The sequence below is a fragment of the Pseudomonas sp. SBT1-2 genome, assembly GCF_028640875.1.
In the GTDB taxonomy this organism is placed as follows: domain Bacteria; phylum Pseudomonadota; class Gammaproteobacteria; order Pseudomonadales; family Pseudomonadaceae; genus Aquipseudomonas; species Aquipseudomonas chlororaphis_I.
Window position 1 is genome coordinate 1 of sequence record NZ_JAQZAA010000073.1, and the last position, 15,020, is coordinate 15,020.

The 15,020-nt window shown below is 64.6% G+C and carries 15 protein-coding genes; 14 read left to right on the forward strand and 1 reads right to left on the reverse strand.

Features of this window, described 5'->3' with window-relative positions; genetic code table 11:
* From PVZ78_RS12120 to PVZ78_RS12185, 14 genes are all read left to right on the forward strand, one after another.
* Positions 1-1,434, forward strand: a 1,434-nt coding sequence (locus PVZ78_RS12120; protein ID WP_273828734.1) for a PAAR domain-containing protein, incomplete at its 5' end; no start/stop codon positions are given.
* On the forward strand, positions 1,431-1,817 hold the full coding sequence (locus tag PVZ78_RS12125) for a hypothetical protein (RefSeq protein WP_028682433.1): 387 nt from the start codon (positions 1,431-1,433) through the stop codon (positions 1,815-1,817). The genes PVZ78_RS12120 and PVZ78_RS12125, both read left to right, overlap by 4 nt.
* An 80-nt stretch (positions 1,818-1,897) precedes the next feature.
* Positions 1,898-2,500, forward strand: coding sequence for a GNAT family N-acetyltransferase (locus PVZ78_RS12130; RefSeq protein WP_273828735.1), 603 nt, complete (start codon positions 1,898-1,900; stop codon positions 2,498-2,500).
* A 400-nt stretch (positions 2,501-2,900) separates the two neighbouring features.
* Positions 2,901-3,512, forward strand: a complete 612-nt coding sequence (locus PVZ78_RS12135) for a transposase (protein WP_169897782.1) — start codon at positions 2,901-2,903, stop codon at positions 3,510-3,512.
* 74 nt (positions 3,513-3,586) lie between these two features.
* The gene (locus PVZ78_RS12140) at positions 3,587-5,248 is read left to right on the forward strand and encodes a ShlB/FhaC/HecB family hemolysin secretion/activation protein (protein ID WP_273828736.1); all 1,662 of its coding nucleotides are present in this window, start codon (positions 3,587-3,589) and stop codon (positions 5,246-5,248) included.
* 20 nt (positions 5,249-5,268) lie between these two features.
* Positions 5,269-7,098, forward strand: a complete 1,830-nt coding sequence (locus tag PVZ78_RS12145) for a DUF2341 domain-containing protein (protein ID WP_009048780.1) — start codon at positions 5,269-5,271, stop codon at positions 7,096-7,098.
* A gap of 11 nt (positions 7,099-7,109) precedes the next feature.
* A complete protein-coding gene (locus PVZ78_RS12150; RefSeq protein ID WP_009048781.1) occupies positions 7,110-7,535 on the forward strand; it encodes an ExbD/TolR family protein in 426 nt (141 codons plus the stop codon).
* A gap of 3 nt (positions 7,536-7,538) precedes the next feature.
* Positions 7,539-8,246 (forward strand): TonB C-terminal domain-containing protein, encoded by a 708-nt coding sequence (locus tag PVZ78_RS12155; protein WP_009048782.1) that lies wholly within the window; start codon positions 7,539-7,541, stop codon positions 8,244-8,246.
* Positions 8,247-8,289: 43 nt separating this feature from the next.
* Positions 8,290-9,984: a putative porin gene (locus PVZ78_RS12160; RefSeq protein ID WP_009048783.1), complete on the forward strand. Its 1,695-nt coding sequence runs from the start codon at positions 8,290-8,292 to the stop codon at positions 9,982-9,984.
* Between the two features lie 78 nt (positions 9,985-10,062).
* Complete coding sequence (locus PVZ78_RS12165) at positions 10,063-10,725, forward strand: hypothetical protein (protein ID WP_039968014.1); 663 nt, start codon at positions 10,063-10,065, stop codon at positions 10,723-10,725.
* A 20-nt stretch (positions 10,726-10,745) separates the two neighbouring features.
* Positions 10,746-11,252, forward strand: a complete 507-nt coding sequence (locus PVZ78_RS12170) for a YbjN domain-containing protein (protein WP_009048785.1) — start codon at positions 10,746-10,748, stop codon at positions 11,250-11,252.
* Entirely contained in the window at positions 11,249-12,202 is a 954-nt protein-coding gene (locus PVZ78_RS12175) for a peptidylprolyl isomerase (protein ID WP_028682428.1), read from the forward strand. Before PVZ78_RS12170 ends, PVZ78_RS12175 begins: the two co-directional genes overlap by 4 nt.
* Positions 12,203-12,381: 179 nt before the next feature.
* Entirely contained in the window at positions 12,382-13,359 is a 978-nt protein-coding gene (locus PVZ78_RS12180) for a LysR family transcriptional regulator (protein WP_009048787.1), read from the forward strand.
* Positions 13,360-13,582: 223 nt separating this feature from the next.
* Entirely contained in the window at positions 13,583-14,101 is a 519-nt protein-coding gene (locus PVZ78_RS12185) for a GNAT family N-acetyltransferase (RefSeq protein WP_016704724.1), read from the forward strand.
* A 172-nt stretch (positions 14,102-14,273) separates the two neighbouring features.
* Here PVZ78_RS12185 and PVZ78_RS12190 read toward each other — a convergent pair whose 3' ends face one another.
* Positions 14,274-14,972, reverse strand: coding sequence for an aspartate/glutamate racemase family protein (locus tag PVZ78_RS12190; protein WP_273828737.1), 699 nt, complete (start codon positions 14,970-14,972; stop codon positions 14,274-14,276).
* Positions 14,973-15,020: the final 48 nt, after the last annotated feature.

The following is a 15,020-nucleotide window of genomic DNA, read 5'->3' on the forward strand; positions in this document are numbered from 1 at the left end:
ACAACCGGCGGCAAAGTCATTGCCGGATCAGCCACCACCTTTGTTGTGGATCAACGGGTCGCCCGCATTGCCGACCCGGTCTGGTGCCCGGTGTGCCAGACGGTGGGTTTTATCGCCGAAGGCCATCACACCTGGGCGGATAACCACCAAGCCACGGCGGTGGAGGGTGGCCTTGTGCAGTGTGGCTGCCCGACCGGGGCCAACCGCCTGATCGCTACTCAGCGGACAGTCTGCTCCGGGAATCAGCCCGCTATCCCGCTCGACAGCGATTACGTCGGGCCCGCGGTGATCAATACCCAGCGCTGGGCCGATGCTATTCATAAGGGGTATCCGCAGAATGAGTTTGCCGATGCGGTGCCGCGGGATCAGGTACGCGGCCTGAGCGTTGCTCACGGCAATATCGTTTCTCCGCCGCTGTCCGTGCAGGACACACAACATCTGGTGGAACCGGGGTTTCATATCGTGCAAACGCCGATGACCCGCGCTGCGCTGGAGACGGTGCTGTTCGGTCAGGCCGATGAGGCTGTGCTGGAGAAATTCCGCCGGCTCAATCCTCAGCTATCGAGTCCTGCCAAACCTGGGCAACTTGTTGTGCTCAGTCATCCCGACAACTATCAATGCACCCGTGAAGAAGCCTTGCTGATGGAAGCGGCGGAGAAGGTCAGTGCGGCCTTGGCGTCCATGAGCGATGAAGAAGCGGCCTTTATGCTCAAGTATCGGGCGCAGGTTGAATCGATACTGTCCTATGGTTCGACGACACTGAACGTCGGCACGGCGGCCGCGGGTAACCACATGGATGGTTTGAAAAGGACACTGCTGGATATCGAAGCGCTTCATCAGAAGTTCTTTCTGCGGGATGGGCATTTGCGCAGCGTCGAGTTCTTCAGTGAAAGAAAAAAGCTGTTCGTGCAGTTGGACGCTAGCCTGCTGTCCATTACAAAAATGAGCATTGCCTTTCCTGACCACCCCAGCCTTAAGAGTGCCCTGGGAATTTCCAGTCGCAGCCTGGTGCATCGCTGGACTCAGGCGGGCGCAGTGGGGCAGATACCGGGGTACGCCACGCATATTGAGGGTGTTTCCCGGGCGTCCAGGATTCTAAAGTGGGGTGGTTGGATTGGGACGGCTCTTGGTGGTGGGGCCTCTTATGTGAAGGTGCAGGATGTTTGTTTGGCGGGAAGCAAGGAGGCGTGTGAGAAGGTGAAGTTTACCGAGACGGGGAGTTTTACAGGCGGGGTAGCTATCGGGGCAATCGCTACTCCCTTTATAAACTCCGGCGCGGCAACTATCTGTGCTGCGGTTGCAGCGTCCACCGGTGGTATCGGGGGGCTTGCATGTGGCCTGGTACTGATCGGCGGAGGTACCTATGCAGCCGGAAAGGCGGGGGACGGCGGCGGGAAGTTTCTTGGAGAACTGCTTTATGGAACAGAAAAATGAACGAAATAACGACTGCACATATCGTACTTGGCTTTTTTATGGCGGGAACTATTCTCGGGGCCTTCATTATGATTGGTGTGCACCTCTATTGGATTCGCAACCATTTGAATGAGGCACTTGAGCACTTCAAGAACAGCCCCATCGTCAATCAACAAAGGGGGTTTCTGTATTTCGGAACCTGGGGAAAGATGGCGGTGATTGGGGGCATAGCAGGCTTTCTGGCACACTCCGGTTACTTTATTAAAAGGGGGCTGCTAGATGCTGATGAGGTCGATAGTTTTCCTGAACCACTCAAGAAAAAATTGATCGCCTCGCATTATATTCTGGGAGGGCTGCTGACAAAGTTCTTCATAGAATATGCAGTGATGGAGTTGATTACGTAGCAAAAGCCAGCGCTGAACAAGTATTTGAGTCAACACGAAAATAACAAGCAGCGACATTCACTTCAGACAAGGACAATCCCATGACAGACCTCAAACCCTCGCAACCGGGGGCTGTCGACGCTATTGCCTACAACCGGGCCTCTTCGGCCGTGCAGCGAGCATTTACCTTGTTGCAGCAGCGCGTCTATCCCGAGCCGGATGCGCCTGAAGAAGCGCAGGTCGCACCGCTGCACGATCCTGTGTTCGACGCATTCTCGTTCTATATCTGCACGCACGACAGGGTGGTCAGCTATGCCGCCGTTGCCATGAAGACCATCGAGCATGCTGGCGACACCTTCGACATTGGCGGGCTCAGCTGTGTCATGACCGATCCCGACTATCAGGGGCAAGGCCTGGGGTTGAGGACAGTCGCCGCGGCCACCCGCTGCATGGAGCACAGCCATCTCGATATTGGCGTCTTCACCTGTGATCCACCCTTGGCGCGTTTCTATGCCCGGGCCGGTGGTTGGACGATTGCGCCGGATGTGGTCCTGATCGGCAACCGGCACGACGGGGCGTTGCGCAGCGATACGCTGGGTAAAGTCGTGCTGTTGCGGCTGTTTTCCGCGAAGGCCAGGGCGGCGGCGTCGGGTTTTGCCAGCGGGGTCATCGATCTGGACCTGCCAGACGGGCAGTTTTTATAGCGGCGATGGCGGTGGGCTGGGAGTCTTTTGTCGTCCATCCAGCTTACCGGCGATAGCGCCGACGCCATCGCGGGCAATCGAGCGTCGACCGGCCGCTCCTACAGGTTCTCTGAGCCCCGATGAACGCGAGGCTCCAGCCTTTTTCGGCTCGTCTGCTGGCGGGTCGGTGCTATCTGGGCCGGCCTCACGGGGCCCCCGTCTTTCTTGGATATCCCCTATCCGATTCGAGTACCTGGTGCTCTCAGCATTGTCATCGCGAACAAACCCCACCCTCTGGTGAATGAAGCTTTTGTGACAAAAGTTCGGTAGCACTTAGCCAGTCCCGTCATGGATATGTGACGCGCTTGAGGGGCCTTCTGGCCACTGTTCTGAGCCGAGGCGGGACGCCGGGAGTGAGGTTATGGGGACTATGGAACGCTACGCGAAAGTGGGCATGCAGGAGCTGGACCAGCGGCTGTCGAAGATCGTCGAAGCCGCGCGCAAGAAGCCGGTATCGGTCTATCGCTACGGTGCACCGTGGGTCTGGATCGTTTCCCAGGATGACTGGCAGGGCGCCTTGAAGGAGGTGTCGAGCTACATCCCGCCGGGCCATTCGCTGGTGTTGCTGCGCCCGCAGATCGACGCCTTGCTTGACCAGCACCGCGACATTCTCCAGGGCCTGGATGCCGAGCCCGGCATGCTGATCGCCCCGCGCACGGTGATGCACATCCTGCTGTTGCAGCTGCTGTATTCGGTGCCCGGCGAGCAGCAGTTGTACGAGCAACTCAATTACAACCTGCTGTTTCGCTGGTTCGTCGGCCTGGACCTGAACCAGAAGGTCTGGAGCCTTGGCGTGCTGAGCCGCGATATCGCCACGCTGCTGAACGACGCACGGGCGGTGCTGCTGATCCAGAAAATCATCGGTGAAGTGTTCTGTGGCGCCTTGCTGCAAATGCCCGAGTTCTCGTTGAACTTCGCGCTGCTGCACAGCTGGCTGGCCAAGCACGCCACGACATCGACCTTGAGCAATTGAGGCGGCCAAACGCCGTACAGACGGCGACGGCGGTTTCGACGCGGTTCGACATTCTTGGAAATCTAGGGGGCGGTGTGGAGCATCTGTTCGATAGGGGGCGGCCGGGGCCGACCAGGCGCTGGCTGCCGGTGTGCGGCTGGCTGGCGCTGGTTGCGCTGAGCCAGCCGTTGTTGGCCGAGGAGGGCGGCCCGGTGGAAGGCGAACCGGTGCAAGGTAGTGCGGCGCAAGGCGAGGCCGCGGCCGCGCGGTTGGTGGATGTGAATGAGTACTTCGTGCGCGGCAACACCGTGCTCGATGCCCGGGCCATCGAAGAAGCGGTGTATCCCTTCCTCGGCCCGCAGAAAGCCCTGAGCGATATCGAGGGCGCCCGCGACGCCCTGCAGAAGGTCTACCAGGCCCACGGTTACCAGTCGGTGTTCGTCGAGCTGCCGGAGCAGAAGGTCGAGGATGGCATCGTCTACCTGCAGGTCAGCGAGACCAAGGTCGGGCGGGTGCGGGTGGTGGGGGCCAAGCATTATTCGCCGGTGGAAATCCGCGACGAAGTGTCGGCGCTGCAGGAAGGCGAGGTGCCGGATTTCGCCAAGGTCCAGGGCCAGTTGGCGAGCCTGAACAAGACCCCCGGGCGCCAGGTCATGCCGCTGGTCCGCGAAGGCCAGCGCCCCGGCACCATGGACGTCGATTTGCAGGTGGAAGACCAGAACCCCTGGCAGGCCAGCGTCGGCCTGAACAACGACTACAGCGCCGACACCAAGCACCTGCGGGCGGTCACCAGCCTGGGCTACAACAACCTCTGGCAGCTGGGCCACAGCATTTCCCTGACTTACTTCACCGCACCCGAGGACCAGGACAACGCCAAGGTCTGGTCCGGTTCCTACACCGCGCCGCTCAATGAGCGCTGGAGCCTGCAGTTCGCCGGCTACCAGTCCGACAGCAACGTCGCCACCATCGGCGGCAGCAACGTGCTGGGCAAGGGCCATTCCTATGGCCTGTCGCTGATCTACAGCCTGCCGGCCAGCGGCAGTTGGGCCAACTCGTTCTCCGCCGGGGTGGATTTCAAGGACTTCGAGGAGGAACTGAGCATGGGCGGCGAAAGCGACAAGGTGCCGCTCAAGTACGCGCCGTTCACCTTCGCCTACAACGGCTTCCGCTACACCGAGACCTCCCAGCTGGGCCTCGGCCTGAGCCTGGTGGCCGGCACCCGCAGCCTGTTCGGCTACAGCAGCTCGGACGAGGACTTCGACTACAAGCGCTACCGCGCCAACCCCAGCTTCGCCGTGCTCAAGGGCGATCTGAATTACACCTACACCTTCGCCAACGACTGGCAGAGCGCATCCAAGGCCGCGTTCCAGCTGGCCTCGGGGCCGCTGGTCTCCAACGAGCAGTTCTCCGCCGGCGGCGCCACCTCGGTGCGCGGCTACCTGGCGGCCGAGCGCACCAGCGACGACGGCTACCTGTTTTCCCAGGAACTACGCACGCCGTCCCTGGCCAAGTACCTGGGCGGTTATGTCAACGAATGGCGCTTTTACGCCTTCGCCGAAGGGGCCCGGATGTACCTGCGCGACGAGCTTCCCGACCAGGAGGCCGACTACAGCCTGGCCAGCGTCGGCCTGGGCACCCGCGCCAGCTTGAGCAAATGGCTTTCCGGCAGCCTGGACTGGGGTTACCCGCTGCTTGATGGACCGAACACCCAGAAACAGGACTCGCGCGTGCACTTCAGTGTGCAGGCGACGTTTTGATCTTTCACGGAGTAACTTTCATGCAGCGCTTACTGATTTCCCTGTTGATCTGCCTGGGCTTCGTGCTCCCGGCGACGGCCCAGGCGTGGTGGCAGGACGACTGGCACTACCGCAAGCAGATCTCCATCGACACCACGCCGCAAGGCGCGGCCATCAACCAGGCCCTGGGCCGCACCGCGCTGCTGGTGCGCCTGCACACCGGCAACTTCAGCTTCGACGGGGTCAAGGAAGACGGCTCCGACCTGCGCTTCGTCAGCGCCGATGACAAGACTGTGTTCAACCACCAGATCGAAAGCTTCGACCCGCTGATGGGCATGGCCCTGGTCTGGGTCGATGTGCCGAACGTGGAGGGCGGCCAGCGCCAGGACATCTGGATGTACTACGGCAACCAGAAGGCCCCGGCCAGCGCCAACGGCCAGCTGACCTTCGATCCGAACTACATCGCCCTCTATCACTTCGACGGCGCCAACGGCACCCCGGCCAAGGACACCACGGCCTACGGCAACCACGCGCAGAACGCCACCGGTGCGAGCATCGACGGGGTCATCGGCCGGGCCTTGCAGTTCAACGGCCAGCCGCTGCTGCTGCCGGCCAGCCCGTCGCTGCAACACAGCGCCGAGGGCGCCTTTACCTTTAGCGCCTGGCTGCGCCTGGACCAGGCCAGCGGCGAGCAACTGTTGCTGGCCCGGCGTGAAGGGGCGAGCAGCCTGCTGATCGGGGTCAACCAGGGGGTGCCTTTTGTCGAGGTCGACGGCCAGCGCGCGGTGTCGACCCAGCCGCTCAACCCCGGGCAGTGGCAGCACCTGGCCCTGACCGCTCAGGGCAGCCAGCTGGCGCTGTGGGTCAATGGCCGCGAAAGCGCCCGCCTGGCGGTGGCGCTGCCGGCGTTCAATTCGCCGCTGGCCATCGGCGCCGACCTGCCGCCGGTAGCGGGGGCCGAGGCCGCTACCGAGGCCAGTGCGTTCCTGCCGTTCAACGGCGCCATCGACGAGCTGCGCCTGTCCAAGGTGGCCCGTCCCGCCGGCCTGCTGTTGGCCGATGCCGCGGCCCAGGGCGCCGAGTCGAAGCTGGTGGTGTACGGCGTCGATGAAGAACAGTCGGGCTTCGGTTTCGGCAGCCTGGGCTTCTTGCTCAAGGCGGTGCCGGTGGATGCCTGGGTGATCATCGCGGTGCTGGTGCTGATGATGTTCCAGTCGTGGATCATCATGATCCGCAAGAACCGCATGGTCGGCCGCGTCAGTAGCGCCAACCAGCTGTTCCGCGAGCAGTTCGCCCGGGTCGGCACTCGCCTGGAAATGTTCGCCGACGACCGCGAACTGGCCCAGCGCCTGGAGCATTCCTCGCTGTGGCGCCTGTACCAGGTGGCGGTCCAGGAGATCCGCACCCGTCGCGAGCAGGGCGCCGACACCTCGTCGGTCTCGGCGGCGACCATCGAAGCCATCCGCTGCTCCATGGACGGCGTGCGCACCCGCGAGAACCAGCAGCTCAGTTCCAAGCTCTCGACCCTGTCCAACGCCATCGCCGGCGGGCCCTACATCGGCCTGCTGGGCACGGTGCTGGGGATCATGGTGGTGTTCCTCGGCACGGCCATGGCCGGCGACGTGAACATCAACGCCATCGCCCCGGGCATGGCCGCGGCCCTGCTGGCTACCGCCATGGGCCTGTTCGTCGCGATCCCGGCGCTGTTTGGCTACAACCGGCTGATTACCCGCAACAAGGAAGTCAGCGCCGACATGCGGGTGTTCGTCGACGAGTTCATCACCCGCCTGGCCGAGCTGCATGGCGCCGGCCAGTCAAGTGAAGCCGCGCCCGCGCGTGGGCATAACGCCAACGCCAGCGTGCTGGCCTGAGGAGAAACGTCATGGCTTCTGTGAACGCCTCCCACGACGACGATGACGACGCGGCAGTGGACAGCATCAACATCACGCCCCTGGTGGACGTGCTGATGGTGGTGCTGGTGATGTTCATCCTCACCGCCACCGCCCAGGTCTCCGGGATCCAGATCAACCTGCCCAAGGCCAGCGCCTCGGTGTCGCTGTCCGAGGCCAAGACCAAGGCGATCTCGGTCAACGACGGCGGCCAGGTGTTCCTCGACGCCTACCCGGTGACCTTGCCCGAGCTGGAAGAACGCCTGCGCATGGAAAAGGCCCTGAACCCGGACTTCCCGGTGATCGTGCGCGGCGACGCCACGGTGCAGTACCAGAAGGTCATCGAGGTCCTGGACCTGCTGCGCCGGCTGGAGCTGTCCCAGGTCGGGCTGGTCACCGGCAAACCGAGCCAGGGCTGAGCCATGACCGCACAACAACCGATCCAGCTGCCGCCCGTGAAGAACCGCACGGCGCCGCGCCTGCTCAAGTGGGGCGTGGGCCTGCTGCTGGGGGCCGGCGCTGCCTGGCTGCTCTGGCAGTGGGCCAACGACATGAGCGGGGTGCGCCGCGAGGCGCCCAAGGTGCCGACCATCATCCCGTTGCCGCCACCACCGCCACCGCCGCCGGAAAAACCCAAGGAGCCGGAGCCGCCGGTCGAGGAGAAGGTGCCCGAACCGGAACCGACCCCGGAGCCGGAACAGGTCAAGCCCGAGGAAGAGGCGCCGCCGTCGCCGGTGGACGATCTGGCTAACCCGATGCAGATGGATGGCGATGCCCAGGCCGGCAGCGACGCCTTCAACATCGGCGCCGGCAAGGGTGGCGGCATGGCCGGTTCCGGCGGTGGGCGCCTGGGCAACGGCACCTACAGCCAGTTCCTGGCCTTCACCTTCCAGCGCGTGCTGCGGGAAAACCCGGACCTGCGCAACCAGGCCTTTTCGCTGCAAACCGACGTCTGGCTGAGCGCCGTCGGCGAGATCACCCGGGTCGAGCTGGTCAAGTCCAGCGGCAACCCGCAAATCGACACCCTGGTGCTGGCCGCCTTGCGCGGCGCACCGCACCTGACGGAACGGCCGCCGGCCTCCCTGACCTTGCCTGTACGCCTGTCCCTGCAGGGGCGGCGCCCGGGTTAACCGAACGACTGATGCAAGTTTTGCCAAAAGGAGCTGTGTGCAAATGATTTCCAACGTGAATCGATTGTCCCTGGCGATCGGCATGGTCATCGCGACCCTGGTGGGACCGGTAGCGGCCGCGCCTGCTGCGCCCTCGGAAAACGCCACGATCAATCTGATCCGTTTGCTGGTGCAGCAGGGCGTGCTGAAACAGGAGCAGGCCGACGGCCTGATCGCCCAGGCCGAGCGCGAAGCGCAGCAGGCGCGCCAGGCCAACACCGCGGTGGCGGCAGGGCCGGCGGCGACGCCGGGGGATGTGCGGGTGCAATACGTGCCGGCGATCGTCCGCGACCAGATCCGCGACCAGGTCAAGGCCGAGGTCATGGCCACCGCCAAGCAGGAAAACTGGGCCCAGCCCAACACCTTCCCGGACTGGGTATCGCGCATCAGCTTCGACGGCGACATTCGCCTGCGCGACGAGTCGCGCTACTACTCGGGCAGCAACAGCAACGAGATCGTCGACTTCGCCAAGCTCAACGACAAGGGCCCGTACGACGTCAACCCCAACAGCAGCTCCAACCTGCCGCCCTTGCTCAACACCCGCGAGGACCGCGAGAACCTGTTCCGCCTGCGCGCCCGGCTGGGCATGAAGGCGCAGGTCGCCGAGGACTGGACCGCCGGCATCCGCATCGGCACCGGCTCGGACAACAACCCGGTGTCCACCACCCAGACCCTGGGCGGCGGGTTCGGCAAGAAGGACATCTGGCTCGACCAGGGCTACCTGACCTGGAAGGCCACCGACGAGCTGACCCTGACCGGCGGGCGGATCGCCAACCCGTTCTTCTCCACCGACCTGCTGTATTCCAACGACCTGAATTTCGACGGCGTGGCGGCGATCTTCAACCACAAGTTCAATCGTGACTGGGGCCTGTTCGGTACGGTCGGCGCGTTCCCGGTGGAGTACACCAACGACACCTCCACCAGCAACGGCTTCGACAAGGAAGAGAGCGACAACAAATGGCTGTACGGCGCGCAGATCGGCGCCAACTGGGCGATCAACAGCAACCACCGGCTCAAGGGCGCATTGGCCTACTACCGCTTCGACGACATCGAGGGCCAGCGCTCCAGTGCCTGCGAACCCTGGGCCGGGGCGCCGGGCTGCGACAGCGACGGCAGCCGCGTGGCCTTCATGCAGAAGGGCAACAGCGTGTTCCTGCTGCGCGACATCACGCCCAATCCGCTCAACCCGGCCGCCACCGCGCAGCCGCAGTTCGTCGGCCTGGCCTCGGAGTTCAACCTGCTGGACCTGAACCTGGTGTGGGACGCCGACCTGCCGGAGAACTTCAAGCTGCGCAGCCAGGCCAACTACGTCCACAACCTGGGCTACGACGAAGGCGAGATGCGCAAGCGCTCCGCAGGCCAGATCGTCAACAACCTGGACAGCAACGGCGAGCTGGAAAGCGGCGCCAACGCCTGGATGGTGCAGTTCACCCTGGGCAACAGCCTGGAGCTGGCCAAGCAGGGCGACTGGAACCTGTTCGCCGGCTACAAGTACATCCAGCCCGATGCGCTGCCTGACGGCTTCAACGATTCCTCGTTCCACCTCGGCGGCACCAACGCCAAGGGTTACTTCCTCGGCGGCAACTACGGCCTGGCCAAGAACGTCTTCGCCACCGGCCGCTGGCTGAGCTCCGAGGCGGTGTACGGCGCGCCGTTCGACATCGATGTCTTGCAGCTTGAAATCAACACGCGCTTCTAGGGCGCAAGGGGCATTGTCATGACCAGTCTTGCGATGAAAAGCACGGCGATGAAATGTACGGCTATGAGAGGTACGGCGATGAACGCGCGAGCCAGGGCAGGGCGCTGCCTGTTGTTGAGGCGCGGCCTGTTGTTGACGCTGGGCGTGCTGCTGGCCAGCGGGGCCAGCGCCGAAGGCATGGAGGAGCGCCTGCGCACCCAGTTGCGCAGCACCACCCAGCAGTTGCAGGCCCTGCAGAGCGAACAGGCCCAGGCCAGCGCCGCCCGCGTCGCCGCCGAGAACCAGGCCAGGCAGGCGCAGGCGCAGATCAAGCAACTGACCGCCGACCTGGCCAAGGCCCGCGGCGTCGCCGAGCAACTGGCCGGCCAGCAGCAGAACCTGCACAGCCAGGCCCAGGCGCAGATGGCCGCCAGCAGCGAGCAGATCGGCAAGTTCAAGAAGGCCTATGACGAGTTGCTGGTCATGGCCCGGGCCAAAGAGGCCGAGCGGGCCCGGCTCCAGGCGCAATTGAGCGAACGTGACACACAAGTGCAGCAATGTTCGGTCAAGAATCAGCAGATGTATGGCGTGGCCAAACAGATTCTCGCGGCCTACGAAAAGATCGACGTGGCCGAGGTGATGAAAATCCGCCAGCCCTTCGCCGGCGGCGCCCGGGTCAAGTTCGAGGAACTGGCCCAGGGCTTTGGCGACGACCTGTACAAGACCCAGTTCGATGCCCCCCAGGCTGCGAGCACCCACTGAATATCAGGGAAGAATCGAGCATGACTGAACCAACCCAACTGATCGCCAGCGTCACCCCGCAGAGCCTTACCGAACTGCTGCAAGGCGCCGGCTACCGGGTCAACCAGACCGACCAGAACGGCATCGTGCAACTGCTCAGCGCCAGCCAGGGCATCGGCTATGCCGTGCGCTTCGGCAACGCGGTGGGTGCTGAACCGGGCCGCTATGTGGACTTCACCTTCAGCTGTGCGCTGCGGGTCCAGGGCGAGTTGCCGGCAGGCCTGGCCGAGCTGTGGAACGCCTCGCGGCGCTTTGCCCGGCTCTCGGTGCAGGGCGAGTTCCTGGTGATGGAAATGGACGTGGTGGTGGCCGGGGTCAGCCACGATCACCTGCGCAGCCAGCTGGAACTCTGGGACCGGCTGTTACAGGAGTTTATCGTCTACCTGCGCGACTACAGCCAGCACGCCGCGCGCCTGCAGGCCCAGGCCGATGCGCCCGAAGCAGCGCCTGAAACAACGCCCGAGGCCGCCGAGGTGCCTGCGCAGTGAAGAAGCCAAGCCTGATGGTCGGTGTCGGAGCCCTGGCCCTGGTGGCGCTGGCGGTGTGGCTGGGCGTGCGCCCGGGCAGCGACCCGGTGGCGGCGCAACAGCCCAGGCTGATGGCCGCCAGCCCGGTCGACGACGGCCCGGCGGTGGCGCGTCTGGGTAACCAGCGGGTGGCACCGGAAGAACTCAAGGCGCTGTTCGCGGCGTTGCCCGAGCCGTCCCGCGAGCAGCTGCGGGGCAATCGTCCGGCCCTGGAAAGCTGGATTCGCACCCGCCTGGCGGAAAAGGCTGTGCTCGAACAGGCCGATGCCCAGGGCTGGCGCCAGCGTCCGGACGTGGCCTTGCAGACCCGGGTGGCCACCGAGCAGATCGTCTTTCGTGACTACCTGCGTTCGGTCAGCCAGGTGCCGGCCGGTTACCCGAGCGAGGCCGAGTTGCAGCAGGCCTACGACGCGGGCAAGGCGCAGTGGCAGACCCCGGCCTTGTACCGGGTCAGCCAGATCTTCCTCGCGGTGAGTGACCCGCAGGCGCTGGAAGCAACGCGCAAGCAGGCCCAGGAACTGAGCAAGAAGGCCCAGGCCGCCCCCGGCGACTTCGCCGCCCTGGCCAGCCAGTATTCCCAGGAACCCGACAGCGCCCGGCGCGGCGGCGACTCCGGGTTGCAGCCGTTGCAGCAGTTGCTGCCCGAGGTCCGCGGCGCGGTGGCGCGCCTGAAGGTCGGCGCGGTGTCCGATGCGGTGCAGAGCGCGGCAGGTTTTCATGTGCTCAAGCTGACTGAGCAGCAACCGGCCCGCACCGCGACCCTGGACGAGTTGCGCGAACGCCTGACCCAGGCCCTGCGAGCGCAGCGCCAGGAGCAGATCGCCAAGGCCTACCTGGAAGGCATGCTCGACACTGCGACCCTGAGTATCGACGGCGCGCAGTTGAACAAGGTGCTGGAGGAGAAACTGTAAGTAGGGCGGTGTGGCCGATATCGCTATCGCGAGCAATCGAGCGTCGACCGGCTGCTCCTACACAAGCAACGCAATCCCCCTGTAGGAGCGAAGCTTGCTCGCGATGGACGGCAACGCCGTCCGACCCGCTATGAACAACGTGCAATGGATGCCATCACCCACACGACAGGGAGTCACCCATGTCCTTTCTGGAACCCGCCCCGATCTCGGGCATCACACCCTACATCGCTCCGGCCGAACCCCGGGAAGCCTGGCTGGCCCTGGCCGCCGGAATCGAGCCGGAGCTGGCCCAGTATTTCCTGGTCACCGCCCGTTGCGGCTGCTTCATGCAGGCGGCGCGCAGCCTGAACATCAAGTCGACGCTGCTGCGCAAACAGCTGGCGCACCTGGAGGCACAGTTGCGTCGCTCCTTGTTCAGCTTCCAGGGCAGCGCCCTGAGCCTCAGCCGCGAAGGCCAGCAACTCAAGGCGCAACTGATCGCCCTGGCTCACGAACGCACGCTGCCGGTGCTCGAACAGCCGCTGCTGCGCCTGGCGGTGGCCGAGTCGATCCTGCATGACATCCTCGGCCGCGACCTGATTTCCCTGTTGCGGCGCAACGCCAGCGTGCGCCTGGAGATCATCTCCATCGACAGCGAGCTGTCGCTGCGGGCCCTCAGCGCCGACGTGGTGGTGTGGCTGGGCGGGGTGGATTCGCCGGCACCGGGGCCGAGTTTCGTCACCAGTCCGCCGCAGCCGCTGGTGCGCCTGGACTACCTGCCGCATATCGCCAAGCGTTACTCGCGGGTCGCCGCGCGCCCCGACAGCCTCGACGACCTGGCCGACTACATGCTGGTGCAGTGGCAGCAGGATCGTCAGGTCGAGCCGCTGCGACCGTGGAACCAGTTGGTGGAGCAGCGCCTGGCGGGGGTGGTGCAGGTGCATTCCTACGCGCTGATGCTGGAGATGATCCGTTGCAGCGCCTGCATCGGCCTGCTGCCCCATTACATGAGCCGCTTCGACCGCGGCCTGACAGCACTGCCCGGGCTGTTCGACGAGGCCATGCCGCGTCAGGTATGGATGGCGGTGAATGCCGAAGTGGAGCACGACGCCGAGGTGCGGATGCTGGTGGAGCTGATCCTGCACACCTTCAATGAGCGCAGCGAATGGTTTGAATAGCCGCCGGCACGCTGCTGCTTCGCCCTGCTTCTGTAGGAGCGAAGCTTGCTCGCGAAACAATCTCAAGGACGGCGCAAGACCTACTGGCCTAATCGCCAGCAAGCTGGCTCCTGCAGGAGGGCGGTTGTACCGGAGAAGGCGCCTGCAACATGCTCCCTCTCGCCACCCGTGCCACTGGCGCTCTACACTCGACGGCCCTACTGCATAAACCAAGGAAGACTTTATGCCCGCCGAGACCCCCACCATCGTCATCGAACGTTTCAGCGAAGCCCATGTGCAGGGCATCACCGCGCTGTACAACGACCCTGCGGTCGCCTGTCAGACCCTGCAAATGCCGTTTCAACCTTCCGAGGTCTGGCGTAATCGCCTGGCGCCGAACAACGAACGGCTGGTATCGCTGGTGGCGCTGCACCAGGGCGCGGTGATCGGCAGTTGCAGCATCGAGCAGTACTCGCGCATCCGCCGCGCCCATTGCGGCGGCGTCGGCATGGGCGTGGCGGTGGAATGGCAGGGCCAGGGCGTCGGCAGCCGCTTGTTGGCGGCGGTGCTGGACGTGGCGGACAACTGGATGAACCTGCATCGGGTAGAACTGACGGTGTTCGCCGACAACGAAGCCGCCCTGGGCCTGTACCGCAAGTTCGGTTTCGAGCGCGAAGGTCTGCTGCGCGACTACGCGGTGCGCGACGGCCAGTACGTTGACGTCCTGAGCATGGCGCGCCTGCGCCGCACGCCCCAGGCCTGATTCGCCCCTGTAGCCGCTGCCGAGCGCCAGCGAGGCTGCGATCGCCCGGAACGGGCGCGGCGGACTTCAGATCGCTGAGGTCCTTCGGACCTATCGCAGCCTCGCTGAAGCTCGGCAGCGGCTACAGGCTAGCGGCGGTCAATAGGGGGAAGTCAGGCCCGAGCTGGATGCACTACCACTCTCCTTCCAGTGCAAACGCCACCGCCGCCCGCGCATGCAGCTCGGTGGTGTCCAGCAGCGGCAGGGGGCTGTGTTCCGGTTTGAGCAGCAGGCCAATCTCGGTGCAGCCGAGGATGATGGCCTGGGCGCCGCGCTCCATCAGGGCCTGGATCACTTGCTGGTAGCGCTGGCGCGAGGTCTCGCTGATGACGCCCACGCACAGCTCGTCGTAGATGATCCGGTGCACGGCCTGGCGGTCCACGGCGTCTGGCACCAGCACCTTGAGGCCGCGATCGACCAGGCGCTGCTTGAGAAAATCCTGTTCCATGGTGAAGGCCGTGCCCAGCAGGCCCACGCTGAGGGTTCCAGCCTCGAGCGCGGCTTCGGCGGTCGGGTCGGCGATGTGCAGGAAGGGCACCGACAGCACGGCCTGAATCTGCTCGGCGACCTTGTGCATGGTGTTGGTACAGAGCACCACGCACTCGGCGCCACCGGCCTCCAGGCGGCGCGCCGCATCCACCAGGATCTCTGCCGCGAGGTCCCAGCGCCCGGCGTGCTGGGCCTGTTCGACAGGCCCGAAGTCGACGCTGTACATTAGCAGCCGCGCCGAACGCAGCGGGCCGAGACGGTCCCGTACCTGCTGGTTGATAAGGCGGTAATACTCGGCGCTGGACTCCCAGCTCATGCCGCCGATAAGGCCGATGGTGCGCATACACAGCTCCTGTTGCTGACCAACCTGAATGCCGAGAGTGTCCCGTGG

Coding starts and splice junctions, on each gene's coding strand:
- PVZ78_RS12125 (WP_028682433.1), top strand. CDS start 1,431: ATGAACGAAATAACGACTGCACATATCGTACTTGGCTTTTTTATGGCG.
- PVZ78_RS12135 (WP_169897782.1), top strand. CDS start 2,901: ATGGGGACTATGGAACGCTACGCGAAAGTGGGCATGCAGGAGCTGGAC.
- PVZ78_RS12145 (WP_009048780.1), top strand. CDS start 5,269: ATGCAGCGCTTACTGATTTCCCTGTTGATCTGCCTGGGCTTCGTGCTC.
- PVZ78_RS12130 (WP_273828735.1), top strand. CDS start 1,898: ATGACAGACCTCAAACCCTCGCAACCGGGGGCTGTCGACGCTATTGCC.
- PVZ78_RS12160 (WP_009048783.1), top strand. CDS start 8,290: ATGATTTCCAACGTGAATCGATTGTCCCTGGCGATCGGCATGGTCATC.
- PVZ78_RS12165 (WP_039968014.1), top strand. CDS start 10,063: ATGAACGCGCGAGCCAGGGCAGGGCGCTGCCTGTTGTTGAGGCGCGGC.
- PVZ78_RS12185 (WP_016704724.1), top strand. CDS start 13,583: ATGCCCGCCGAGACCCCCACCATCGTCATCGAACGTTTCAGCGAAGCC.
- PVZ78_RS12170 (WP_009048785.1), top strand. CDS start 10,746: ATGACTGAACCAACCCAACTGATCGCCAGCGTCACCCCGCAGAGCCTT.
- PVZ78_RS12190 (WP_273828737.1), bottom strand. CDS start 14,972: ATGCGCACCATCGGCCTTATCGGCGGCATGAGCTGGGAGTCCAGCGCC.
- PVZ78_RS12180 (WP_009048787.1), top strand. CDS start 12,382: ATGTCCTTTCTGGAACCCGCCCCGATCTCGGGCATCACACCCTACATC.
- PVZ78_RS12155 (WP_009048782.1), top strand. CDS start 7,539: ATGACCGCACAACAACCGATCCAGCTGCCGCCCGTGAAGAACCGCACG.
- PVZ78_RS12150 (WP_009048781.1), top strand. CDS start 7,110: ATGGCTTCTGTGAACGCCTCCCACGACGACGATGACGACGCGGCAGTG.